Source organism: Ideonella lacteola, assembly GCF_038066555.1.
Taxonomy (GTDB): Bacteria; Pseudomonadota; Gammaproteobacteria; order Burkholderiales; family Burkholderiaceae_C; genus Ideonella; species Ideonella lacteola.
In genome coordinates this window covers 16838-28115 of sequence record NZ_JBBUTG010000007.1, presented here as the reverse complement: position 1 = coordinate 28115, position 11278 = coordinate 16838, and the positions used below count along the sequence as shown (strand labels likewise).

The window sequence follows — 11278 nt, the reverse complement described above, 5'->3', positions numbered from 1 at the left end:
CGCAGTCTGCGATTCCTGCCGACTTGGCGCCCGTTCCGCGGCGACGACTTCATGGGCTTGGTTGGCTCCTTGGCCTGGTCCGCCCCGCGCGTTTCGTTTCTAGAACAGGACACTAGGCGCCGCGCTGTACGTAGTTCGTTTCCAGCCACTCGCGGTACTCACCGCTTTGCATTTCGGCCACCCATTCGGCATGGTCGAGATACCACTGCACCGTCTTGCGGATGCCTGATTCAAAGGTCTCCGCGGGTCGCCAGCCGAGCTCGCGCTCGATCTTGCGTGCGTCGATCGCGTAGCGTCGGTCGTGACCGGGCCGGTCGGCGACGTGGGTGATCAGGCGGGCATAGGCTCCCGCCGGATCGGGGCGCAACTCGTCGAGCAGTGCACAGATCGTCTTCACGATGTCGATGTTGGCCTGCTCGTTCCAGCCGCCAATGTTGTACGTCTCCCCGAGGCGGCCGCCCTGCAGCACGGCGCGGATGCCGCTGCAGTGGTCTTTGACGTAGAGCCAATCGCGGATCTGCTGCCCGTCACCGTAGACCGGCAGCGGTTTGCCGGCCAGTGCGTTGACGATCATCAGCGGGATCAACTTCTCGGGGAAGTGGTAGGGCCCGTAGTTGTTGGAGCAGTTGGTGGTCACCACCGGCAGGCCGTAGGTGTGGTGCCAGGCCCGCACGAGGTGGTCGCTCGCAGCCTTGCTGGCAGAGTAGGGGCTGTTCGGCTCGTAGGGGTGGGTTTCGGTGAACGCCGGCGCGCCGGGGGCCAGGCTGCCGTATACCTCGTCGGTGCTGACGTGGTGGAAACGGAAGGCGCTGCGTTCGGACTCGGGCAGTGATGCCCAGTGGGCCCGCGCCGCCTCCAGCAACGTGAATGTGCCCTGCACATTCGTCCGCATGAATTCACCAGGGCCGTGGATGCTGCGATCCACGTGGCTTTCGGCGGCGAAGTGGACGATGGCGCGTGGGCGGTGCTGCTCCAGCAAGCGGTCCATGAGCTCTCTATCGCAGATGTCGCCGCGCACGAACACGTGCTTGGCATTTCCTTGAAGGGACTCGAGGTTCCGAAGGTTGCCGGCGTAGGTCAGGGCATCCAGATTGACGACCGCCTCGTCGCGCGTCTGCGGGTGTTCGAGCCAGTCGAGGACGAAATTGCTGCCGATGAAGCCGGCGCCGCCGGTGACAAGGATCATGGGTCGAATTCTCTCTGCGCCGCCCCTCGGACGGCAATATTCTGATAAAGCTGGGCTTCGGCCCCAATTGTCAAAGTGTAGTCGCCTGTTGTAAGAGCGATAATGCGAGCCGATGAGTTCCGACCTGCAGGTTGGCGCCCCTGAGGCCGCCGAAAATCCTCCCCCCGCCCGTTTCGACACGCTGCCGCTCGACGGCAAGCTGCTGCGGGCCGTGGCCGACCAGGGCTATGCCACCATGACGCCGATCCAGGCCAAGGCGATTCCGATCGTCTTGGCGGGTCGCGATGTGATGGGGGCGGCTCAGACCGGCACCGGAAAGACGGCGGCCTTCTCCATTCCATTGCTTCAAAAGATGTTGAAGCATGAGAACGCCAGCGCTTCACCGGCCCGCCATCCGGTGCGCGCGCTGGTGTTGGCGCCGACGCGAGAACTCGCGGACCAGGTGGCCAACAACGTCAAGGCCTACGCCAAGCACTCGAATCTGCGGGCAGCGGTGGTCTTCGGCGGTGTCGACATGAAGCCGCAGACCTTGGAGCTCAAGGCCGGTGTCGAGATTCTGATTGCCACCCCGGGCCGCTTGCTCGATCACATCGAAGCCAAGAACGCGGTGCTCAATCAGGTCGAGTACGTGGTGCTCGATGAGGCTGACCGGATGCTGGACATAGGCTTCCTACCGGATCTGCAGCGCATCCTCAGTTATCTGCCCAAGCAGCGCCAGACGCTGTTGTTCTCGGCGACGTTTTCGCCAGAGATCAAGAAGCTGGCGGGCAGCTACCTTCAGGATCCGATCCTCGTGGAGGTGGCGCGGCCCAATGCCACGGCCTCGACGGTGGAGCAGCGCTTCTACAGCGTGGCCGACGACGACAAGCGTCGGGCTATCGTGCATTTGTTGCGGGAACGCTCGATCACCCAAGCGATCGTCTTTGTCAACTCCAAGCTGGGCGCAGCCCGCCTGGCGCGCTCTTTCGAGCGCGATGGCATGCGGACGTCTGCGTTGCATGGTGACAAGTCGCAGGACGAGCGGCTCAAGTCACTGGCCGCCTTCAAGGCTGGCGAGGTCGACCTGTTGGTCGCTACTGATGTGGCCGCGCGCGGTCTGGACATTGCCGATCTTCCGGCGGTGTTCAATTTCGATGTGCCGTTCAATGCCGAGGACTACGTGCACCGCATCGGCCGCACCGGCCGGGCGGGTGCTTCGGGCCTGGCGGTCACCTTGGTCACGCGCAACGATGCGCGCTTGGTGGCCGACATCGAGAAGCTGATCAAGAAGAAGCTCGATCTCGAGGCGTTGGAGTTGGACGAAGACCGCCCGCGCAGGCGTCCGTCTCGGGAAGATGAGCGTGGCGCCGCTCGCGAAGGGCGCGCCGATGCGGCCCCGGCGTCGCCTTCACGTCGCTACGAGCCTCGCTCTGCGCCACGCGATCCGTTTTTCGACAAGCCCTACGAGCCCAAGCCCAGCGACGGTCCCGCCGCATGGGAGAAGAGTGCTCCGGTCACACCCAGCCCCAATCGGCTGTCCCCCAATATCCGGCCCAAACGCAAGGTGGCTGCGCTTCTGGGTGGGCTGTCGAAAGTCTGATTGAACAATGCTCGATCGGCTTGCTTGGTGGCGTGCCGCCTTCGCGTTGGCGATGCTGGCCATCCTGGCGTTGGCTTTGATGCCGGGTGGTCAGGGGCCTGACTGGTTCGCCCACGCGGACAAGGTTCGACATGCGGCGGCCTTCTTGTTGCTTTGGGCCATTGGAAAGCAGGCACGCTTCGAGCCGGCTTGGTGCTTGGCGGTGGCGCTGCTGGCCTTTGGCATTGGCATCGAGTGTTTCCAGGCCTTGACCCCGACCCGCGAGTCCTCTTGGGGGGACGTGCTGGCGGACGTGGTGGGTATCGCGCTCGGTCATCTGGTGGTACGTACCGCCTGACGTCCGCGCGTGCTGGGCTTCAGCCTGCCAGCCACATGAAGACCGCGGGCAGTGTGTCTGGCATTAGTGGGCGCTCGGACTCTTGCAGCTCACGTCGCCAGGCTGAGACGTGCTGCGTTCGGCACCACCCCGCCTGAGAGGTCAGGCCGCAGGCCACGGACAGGCGGGTGTCGGGGTGAAGTGCGTCGCTCAGCGCCTTGAGCAGCCCTTCGTTGCGGTACGGCGTCTCGATGACCAACTGGGTCTGCCCCTCACGGCGGGAGCGCTGCTCCAATTCACGCACGCGCTGCAGTCGCTCCGCTGAGTTCTGCGGCAAGTAGCCTTCGAACGCGAAGCGCTGGCCATTCAGGCCACTGGCGGCCACCGCCAGTGTCACTGAGCTGGCCCCGGCCATGGGCTCCACCGTCAGCCCCAGCGTGTGCGCCGTGGCGACGAGGGCGGCGCCGGGGTCGGCCACCGCTGGCAGGCCCGCGTCAGACAGCAGGCCGATGTCGTGGCCGGCCAGTGCGGGAGCCAGCAGCGCTTTCCACTCTGCGCTGTCCACCGAGGTGCCGCTGCCCTTGCGGGCGCGAGGCAGCTCTTGAATCGACAGCTGCTGCAGCGGGGTGGTCAGCGCGGCGTGCGCATCGACGCGCTTCAGAAATGCGCGTGCGGTCTTGGCGCTTTCGACCACCCAATGCTTCAGATGTGCAGCGCGTTGCAGCGCATGGGCGGTGAGGACCTGATCGATGGGCTCTGGAGTGGCTCCCAGATCGAGCGTATTGGGCATCAGGACCAAACGACCGGGGCGCGCGCTCATGGGGCCAGACCCGCCATGGCGATGGGGTCCAAACCGGCGGCTCGCAGCAGTTCGCAAGTCCTGATCAGCGGCAGCCCGACCAGCGCGGTGGGGTCGTCCGATTCGATGGCGCTCAGCAGAGCGATGCCCAGCGTCTCCGACTTAGCGCTGCCGGCGCAGTCATAGGGTTGCTCGAGCCTCAGATAGCGCTCGATCTCGGCATCGCTCAAGTCCCGGAATTGCACGCGGACGGGGGCCAGTCGGACCGCCTCGAAGCCGGTTCGGGCCCGGACGACCGCAACTGCCGTTTGAAACACGATGCTCCGCTGGCTCATGCGGCGCAGCTGGGCCACGGCGCGTTCGTGGGTGCCTGGCTTCCCGATGGGTTCGCCATCAACGTCCGCGACTTGGTCCGAGCCGATCACGATGGCGTCTTCTCCGTGGCGAGATGCGGCGACCGCCCGCGCCTTGGCCAGTGCCAACCGCTGCGCGAGTGCGGCAGGCGTCTCGCCGGGAAGTGGGGCCTCATCCACATGGGGTGAGGCCACATCGAACGGCAGCTTCAACCGTTCGAGCAGCTCGCGGCGATAGCGGGAGGTGGAGCCCAGAATCAGGCGAGGCGTCGTGTGGGAGGGCAAGTCGGGCATGAACAATTATTTCACCCGAAGCTCGTATCGGCGGGCCGCTAAACTGCCTGCATGAATGCGAAACCGATCGACCCTCGCCGGCTGGATGTGGGGGCGTTTGTGGCCGCCGCCGGTGAGTTGTCGGGCGAATGGCCATTGACGGAACTGGAGCGCCTGTCCGGCTCGGTGTTGGGGGCGCACCCTGAAGGTGAGCCGATCCATTGGCAAGTGCAAGGGGAGCAGCGGCCGGTCACTGGCGGCGAGCCCGAAGTTTGGTTGCATGTGACGGCCCAAGGCTGCGTCAGCATGCAGTGCCAGCGCTGCCTGGGCCCGATGCCCGCGGCGCTGGATGTGGACCGGTGGATTCGCTTTGTACGCGACGCGTCGCAAGCCGAGGCGCTGGACGCGGAGCTGGAGGAGGATGTCCTCGAGTTGCAGCGCCACATGGATCTGCGAGAGCTGGTGGAAGATGAGCTGCTGCTCGAGCTTCCCTTGGTGCCCCGCCATGAGGCCTGCCCGCAACCCCTGCCGATGACGCCGGAGCAGGACGCTGTGGATGAACCGTCGCCGCGGCCCAATCCATTTGCCGCACTCGCTCAGCTCAAGAAGAAGCCTGGCGAGGGTGAGACGTAGTCGACAGGCACTCTTGGGTCGCCTGGTGGCACGCCCTGACCGAAGGGTGCTATACTTTCAGGCTTTCCCGGCCAAAGGTGCGACTTCAGATCGGCCTGCTGGCAAGAAGAAGATAAGGCGGCGCGTCTTTGTTGAGCGCGTTGCGTGGCCTTCAAGCGGCGCCGGGTGTGTCCAACTTTCATGAGTGTTCGTGCGTCGCCATTGGCGCCGAGCACACGCTGCGCCGCCGCTGAGGTGGTGTTCCAGGAGCATTCCATGGCTGTCCAGCAAAACAAGAAGTCGCCGTCCAAGCGCGGCATGCATCGTTCGCACAACGCACTGGTCCAGCCCGGCACCGCGATCGAGCCGACCACCGGTGAAGTGCACCTGCGTCACCACATCAGCCCGACAGGTTTCTACCGCGGTCGCAAGGTGTTGAAGACCAAGGCAGACGCCTGATCCGGGTCTGACCGCTTTCTTTTGCACCGGCCGGGTTGGCGAGTGCCTGCCCCAACGAGTGAATTGAACACAATGCCGCAGCTTGACTGCGGCATTTGCCATTCCAGAACGTGTCGCACGCACATTCCCTGACGCCGCTTGATCGCGTTCGCGTCGTTGTCGACTGCATGGGTGGCGATCACGGCCCGTCCGTCACGCTGCCTGCTTGCAAGGAATTCCTCGCGAGCCACCCTGAAGCTGATCTGGTCTTGGTGGGCATCGCTGACGCGATCGCGCCAGCCAGCCAGTGGCCCCGCTGCACGTTGGTGCCCTGCACCGAGATCGTCTCCATGGACGATCCCATCGAGGTCGCGCTGCGCCGCAAGAAAGACTCGTCGATGCGGGTCGCCATCAATCAGCTCAAGGCAGATGCTGACGGGAAGGCCCGTGGTGACGTGGTGGTCTCTGCCGGCAACACCGGCGCCCTGATGGCCATCTCGCGCTATGTGCTCAAGACCATCGACGGCATCGATCGCCCTGCCATTGCCTCGGTCATCCCGAATGAGCGGCCCGGCTTCACGACGATGCTGGATCTGGGCGCGAATGTCGATTGTTCCGCCGAACACCTGCTGCAATTCGCCGTCATGGGCAGCGCACTGGTCTCCGCGCTCGATGGCACCGCAGAACCCAGCGTGGGTCTGCTGAACATCGGCTCCGAGGTCATCAAAGGCAGCGATACCATCAAGCAGGCGGGCGAGCTGCTGCGCGCGGCCGCCAATGCCGGCCAGCTCAATTACTACGGCAACGTCGAGGGCAACGACATTTTCAAGGGCACCGTCGACATCGTGGTGTGCGATGGCTTCGTTGGAAATGTGGCGCTGAAGACCAGCGAAGGTCTGGCGCACATGCTCACCGGCTTTCTTCGTGCCGAGTTCAAGCGTCATCTGATGGCTAAATTCGCCGCTTTGGTGGCTTGGCCCATCTTGCGGCATTTCAAGAAGCGCTTCGATCCACGCGGCTACAACGGGGCCGCTCTTCTGGGCCTGCAGGGCTTGGTGTTCAAGAGCCATGGGTCCGCCGATGCGTACTCATTCCGCCAGGCACTTGGGCGGGCTTATGATGCGGCCCGCAATCGCCTGCCCGAACAGGTGCACGAGCGCATCGTCGAAACGCTGCGAGCCGCTGAGCTGCCGCCTAAAGACGAGCCCGTGCGCCCCGCCGCATGAACGCTTCCGTCGACCGCATCCCTCCCCACCGCTACGCTCGCATCACTGGCACCGGCAGCATGCTGCCGCCCAAGCGCGTGAGCAACGTCGAATTGGCCGCCCAGCTGGCGGCGCGGGGTCTCGAGACCTCTGACGAATGGATCGTGGAGCGCACCGGAATCCGGGCGCGCCGATTCGCTGAGGCAGATGTCAACGCCAGCGACCTGGGTGTCGAAGCCGCTCGGCATGCACTGGAGTCTGCCGGCCGCGTTCCCGACGATGTCGATCTGATCATCGTCGCCACGTCGACACCGGACATGGTGTTCCCGTCGACGGCCACCATCATCCAGCGCAAGTTGGGCATACAGGGTTGTCCGGCGTTCGACCTGCAAGCCGTGTGCTCGGGCTTCGTCTACGGCTTGTCGGTGGCCGACGCGATGATCCGATCCGGTGCGGCGAGCTGCGCGCTGGTGATCGGGGCCGAAGTCTTTTCGCGGATCCTGGATTTCAACGACCGTACCACCTGTGTGCTGTTTGGCGATGGCGCGGGTGCCGTTGTACTGGAGGCGTCCGCAGAGCCTGGCATCCTCGCGACGCGCTTGCACGCGGATGGGCAGCACATGGACATCCTCTGCACGCCTGGTACGGTGTCTGGTGGGCAGGTGCTCGGAGATCCATTGCTCAAGATGGACGGTCAGGCCGTGTTCAAGCTGGCCGTCAAGGTTCTCGACGAAGTGGCTCGCGAAGTGCTGGAGGCCGCCGGCCGCCGCGCCGAGGACATTGATTGGCTGATCCCCCACCAGGCCAACATTCGCATCATGCAGGGCACCGCGCGCAAGTTGAAGCTGCCCTCTGAGCGCGTGGTCGTCACTGTCGATGAGCATGGCAACACGTCCGCTGCGTCGATTCCGCTGGCGTTGGACCACGCGGTGCGATCGGGCCAAGTCCAGCGTGGGCAGACCCTGATGCTCGAGGGCGTCGGGGGCGGCTTCACCTGGGGCGCCGTGTTGCTGGATTTCTGACCCGCCATTCGGCAGCGTCTTTCCATCCCTTTCCGACCAGTAGGTGTTTTCTTGATGAGCGCGTTTGCATTCGTCTTTCCGGGCCAGGGTTCGCAGGCTGTAGGCATGCTCGATGCCTGGGGCGACCATCCAGCCGTTCGGCAGACGCTGGCCGAAGCCTCTGCCGCACTGGGCGAAGACATCGGCGGTCTGATTCACTCGGGTCCGAAAGAGCAACTGGACCTGACCACCAACACCCAGCCGGTGATGCTCACGGCCGGCATCGCCTGCTACCGCGCTTGGCTTGCCGAAGGCGGCGCCCAGCCGGCGGCGGTGGCGGGCCACTCGCTGGGCGAGTACACCGCGCTGGTCGCGGCGGGCTGTCTGACGCTTGCCGATGCGCTGCCGCTGGTGCGGTTACGCGCACAGGCCATGCAGGAAGCGGTGCCTGTGGGGCAGGGCGCCATGGCGGCCATCCTGGGCATGGACGCCGATGCCGTTCGCGCGGGTTGCTTCGAGGCTGCAGAAGCCAGCGGCGAAGTGGTGGAGGCGGTGAACTTCAATGACCCCAAGCAGACGGTGATCGCTGGCAGCAAGGCGGGCGTCGAAAAGGCGTGTGAAGTGCTGAAAGCTAAAGGGGCGAAGCGCGCGCTGCCCTTGCCGGTGTCGGCACCATTCCACTCGAGCTTGATGAAGCCGGCCGCCGAGCGGTTGAAGACCCGTCTGGCGGACATCGACATTGCCGCTCCGAAGATCGCCGTGATCAACAACATCGACGTGGCGTGCGTCGATGAGCCCGTCGCGATTCGCGACGCGCTCTATCGCCAGGCGTTTGGACCGGTGCGGTGGGTCGAGGTGATCCAGGCGCTGCGGGCTCGCGGCCTCAGCCACATCATCGAATGCGGGCCAGGCAAGGTGCTGGCTGGTATGGTCAAGCGCATCGACGCTGAAGCCGTCAGCGCCACTTTGTTCGACCCGGCCTCGCTGGCCGAAGTGAAGGGTTTGTTGGCATGAGCGACATCACCATGCAGGGGCAAGTGGCCCTCGTGACGGGCGCATCTCGCGGCATTGGCCGGGCGATCGCACTGGAGCTGGCCGCGCGCGGCATGAAGGTCGTGGGTACCGCCACCAGTGACGGCGGCGCCGCGGCGATCAGCGAAGCGCTGGCCGGGCACGCAGGTTGCAAGGGTGTGAATCTGAACGTCAACGATGGCCCCGGCGTGGACGCCCTCGTGGACGCGATCGTGAAAGAGCATGGTGCCCTGCATGTGCTCGTCAACAACGCTGGCATCACGCGCGACATGTTGTCGATGCGAATGAAAGACGAAGACTGGGACGCCGTGATCGACACCAACTTGAAGGCCGTCTTCCGAATGTCTCGCGCCGTCATGCGCCCCATGATGAAACAGCGCTACGGCCGCATCGTGAACATCACGTCGGTGGTAGGGGCTTCAGGCAACCCTGGGCAAGCGAACTACGCGGCGGCCAAGGCCGGCGTGGCCGGCATGACCCGCGCGTTGGCCCGTGAGTTGGGCAGCCGCTCCATCACCGTCAATTGCGTCGCGCCTGGCTTCATCGCCACCGACATGACCGACTCATTGCCCGAGGCGCAAAAGACCGCCTTGTTGCAGCAGATTCCCCTGCAGCGCCTGGGCCAGCCTGGCGAGATCGCTGACGCGGTCGCCTTCCTGGCCTCGCCCCGAGCAGCCTATATCACTGGCACTGAACTGCACGTCAACGGCGGCATGTTCATGGCCTGATGTCCCCCGCCGGGGCTGGCACCCTGCCAGCGTAGAATCCGGCCCGTTTTACGCAACCTCCTGGAGGAGTCATGAGCGATATCGAAGCACGCGTCAAGAAGATCATTGCCGAGCAACTGGGCGTTCCGGAAGCCGACGTCAGCAACGAGAAGGCTTTCGTGGCCGACCTCGGCGCTGATTCGCTGGACACCGTGGAGCTGGTGATGGCCCTCGAAGACGAGTTCAGCATCGAGATCCCCGACGAAGAAGCCGAGAAGATCACCACGGTTCAGTTGGCGATCGACTACGCCAAGGCCCACGCCAAGGCCTGAAGTCCATTCGGACGGCCTGTCCCGGGCCGCCAGCGATCAGCATTTCGAACGCATGACCCGTCGACGTGTCGTCATCACCGGCCTGGGCCTTGTCTGCCCGGTCGGCAATACCGTTTCCGAAGGTTGGGCCAACATCCTGGCCGGCCGTTCGGGCATCGGCCCCATCACCCGGTTTGATGCATCCGCCATCGCCTGCCAGTTCGCAGGTGAAGTGAAGAACTTCCCGCTCGAAGAGTACATCCCGGGCAAGGAAGCGAAGCACATGGACAGCTTCATCCACTTTGGGATGGCAGCAGGGATCCAGGCGGTTCGCGATGCGGGCTTGCCCACGAACGATGAATTGACCGAAGAAACGGCCGAGCGCATTGGCTGCATGATCGGGTCAGGGATCGGTGGCCTGCCGGAGATCGAGTCCACGGCGAAGACCACTTTTGAGCGAGGCCCACGCCGTATCTCGCCCTTCTTCGTGCCGGCATCGATCATCAACATGATCTCGGGCCATCTGGCCATTCGGTACGGCTTCACCGGGCCGAACCTGGCGGTGGTCACGGCCTGCACGACGGGTTTGCATTGCATTGGCCAGGCCGGTCGCATGATCGAGTACGGCGATGTCGATGTCATGGTGGCAGGTGGTGCGGAAGCCACCGTGTCGCTGTTGGGCGTGGGTGGCTTCGCGGCCGCGCGGGCGCTGTCGACACGCAACGACGACCCGGCTACCGCCTCGCGCCCCTGGGACAAAGACCGCGATGGCTTTGTGCTGGGCGAGGGCGCGGGCGTGTTGGTGTTGGAAGAATACGAGCACGCCAAGAAGCGTGGCGCCAAGATCTACGCTGAGCTCCGCGGCTTCGGCATGGGCGGCGATGCGTATCACATGACGGCGCCGAACGTCGACGGCCCCAAGCGCTCGATGATGGCGGCACTGCGCAACGCGGGCATCAATGCCGATCAGGTCCAGTACCTGAACGCCCATGGCACCTCGACGCCGCTGGGCGATGCCAATGAAACCAACGCGATCAAGCTGGCGTTTGGCGGCCATGCCAAGCAACTGGTCGTGAACTCCACCAAGTCGATGACCGGTCACCTGCTGGGTGGCGCCGGTGGCATCGAATCGGTGTTCACCGTGCTGGCATTGCGCGACCAAGTGTCGCCGCCGACGATCAACATCTTCAACCAGGATCCCGAATGCGACCTGGACTACTGCGCCAACACAGCGCGGGAGATGAAGATCGATCTCGCGGTGAAGAACAATTTCGGCTTCGGCGGCACCAACGGTACGCTGGTGTTCGGCCGCATTTGACGCACACGCGTCGCCACCTTTTGCGTCGCGCCTCATGCGCGTAGCGCCACCTGCCGATTTCCCCGTCGCGCGTCGCGGCCCGTGGGCCCTGGCTGCGGCGGGTCTCGCCATGTCGGCTGTTGCCGCCCTGGGCGCCTGGATGATCAGC

Annotated in this window: 13 protein-coding genes; 10 read left to right on the top strand and 3 right to left on the bottom strand. The window is 64.6% G+C overall.

The window, feature by feature from the left end; translation table 11 throughout:
- Positions 1-112: 112 nt before the first annotated feature.
- Entirely contained in the window at positions 113-1186 is a 1074-nt protein-coding gene (gene rfbB, locus AACH06_RS13505; RefSeq protein ID WP_341426238.1) for a dTDP-glucose 4,6-dehydratase, read from the bottom strand.
- 112 nt (positions 1187-1298) lie between these two features.
- Between rfbB and AACH06_RS13500 the strand changes: the two genes are divergently transcribed.
- Positions 1299-2765, top strand: coding sequence for a DEAD/DEAH box helicase (locus tag AACH06_RS13500; RefSeq protein ID WP_341426237.1), 1467 nt, complete (start codon positions 1299-1301; stop codon positions 2763-2765).
- Positions 2766-2817: 52 nt separating this feature from the next.
- Positions 2818-3102, top strand: coding sequence for a VanZ family protein (locus AACH06_RS13495; protein WP_341426236.1), 285 nt, complete (start codon positions 2818-2820; stop codon positions 3100-3102).
- A 19-nt stretch (positions 3103-3121) separates the two neighbouring features.
- On the opposite strand, the gene AACH06_RS13490 is transcribed toward AACH06_RS13495, so the two are convergent.
- Both AACH06_RS13490 and AACH06_RS13485 read right to left on the bottom strand, forming a co-directional pair.
- Positions 3122-3901 carry an SAM-dependent methyltransferase gene (locus tag AACH06_RS13490; RefSeq protein WP_341426235.1) on the bottom strand — a complete coding sequence of 260 codons (780 nt, stop codon included), beginning with the start codon at positions 3899-3901 and terminating at the stop codon, positions 3122-3124.
- Complete coding sequence (locus AACH06_RS13485; protein ID WP_341426234.1) at positions 3898-4527, bottom strand: Maf family nucleotide pyrophosphatase; 630 nt, start codon at positions 4525-4527, stop codon at positions 3898-3900. The genes AACH06_RS13490 and AACH06_RS13485 overlap by 4 nt, the downstream gene beginning before the upstream one ends.
- Positions 4528-4578: 51 nt before the next feature.
- On the opposite strand from AACH06_RS13485, the gene AACH06_RS13480 reads away from it, so the two are divergent.
- The 8 genes from AACH06_RS13480 (at position 4579) to fabF (ending at position 11130) form a co-directional block, all read left to right on the top strand.
- Positions 4579-5139 (top strand): YceD family protein, encoded by a 561-nt coding sequence (locus tag AACH06_RS13480; RefSeq protein ID WP_341426233.1) that lies wholly within the window; start codon positions 4579-4581, stop codon positions 5137-5139.
- Positions 5140-5394: 255 nt separating this feature from the next.
- Complete coding sequence (gene rpmF, locus AACH06_RS13475) at positions 5395-5577, top strand: 50S ribosomal protein L32 (protein WP_341426232.1); 183 nt, start codon at positions 5395-5397, stop codon at positions 5575-5577.
- A 110-nt stretch (positions 5578-5687) separates the two neighbouring features.
- Positions 5688-6782 (top strand): phosphate acyltransferase PlsX, encoded by a 1095-nt coding sequence (gene plsX, locus AACH06_RS13470; RefSeq protein WP_341426231.1) that lies wholly within the window; start codon positions 5688-5690, stop codon positions 6780-6782.
- Positions 6779-7783, top strand: a complete 1005-nt coding sequence (locus AACH06_RS13465) for a beta-ketoacyl-ACP synthase III (RefSeq protein ID WP_341426230.1) — start codon at positions 6779-6781, stop codon at positions 7781-7783. The genes plsX and AACH06_RS13465 overlap by 4 nt, the downstream gene beginning before the upstream one ends.
- 54 nt (positions 7784-7837) lie before the next feature.
- Positions 7838-8776, top strand: a complete 939-nt coding sequence (fabD, locus tag AACH06_RS13460) for an ACP S-malonyltransferase (protein WP_341426229.1) — start codon at positions 7838-7840, stop codon at positions 8774-8776.
- Positions 8773-9522: a 3-oxoacyl-ACP reductase FabG gene (gene fabG, locus AACH06_RS13455; protein ID WP_341426228.1), complete on the top strand. Its 750-nt coding sequence runs from the start codon at positions 8773-8775 to the stop codon at positions 9520-9522. Before fabD ends, fabG begins: the two co-directional genes overlap by 4 nt.
- Before the next feature lie 71 nt (positions 9523-9593).
- The gene (gene acpP, locus AACH06_RS13450; protein ID WP_324153546.1) at positions 9594-9833 is read left to right on the top strand and encodes an acyl carrier protein; all 240 of its coding nucleotides are present in this window, start codon (positions 9594-9596) and stop codon (positions 9831-9833) included.
- A gap of 52 nt (positions 9834-9885) precedes the next feature.
- Positions 9886-11130 (top strand): beta-ketoacyl-ACP synthase II, encoded by a 1245-nt coding sequence (fabF, locus tag AACH06_RS13445; protein ID WP_341426227.1) that lies wholly within the window; start codon positions 9886-9888, stop codon positions 11128-11130.
- Positions 11131-11278: the final 148 nt, after the last annotated feature.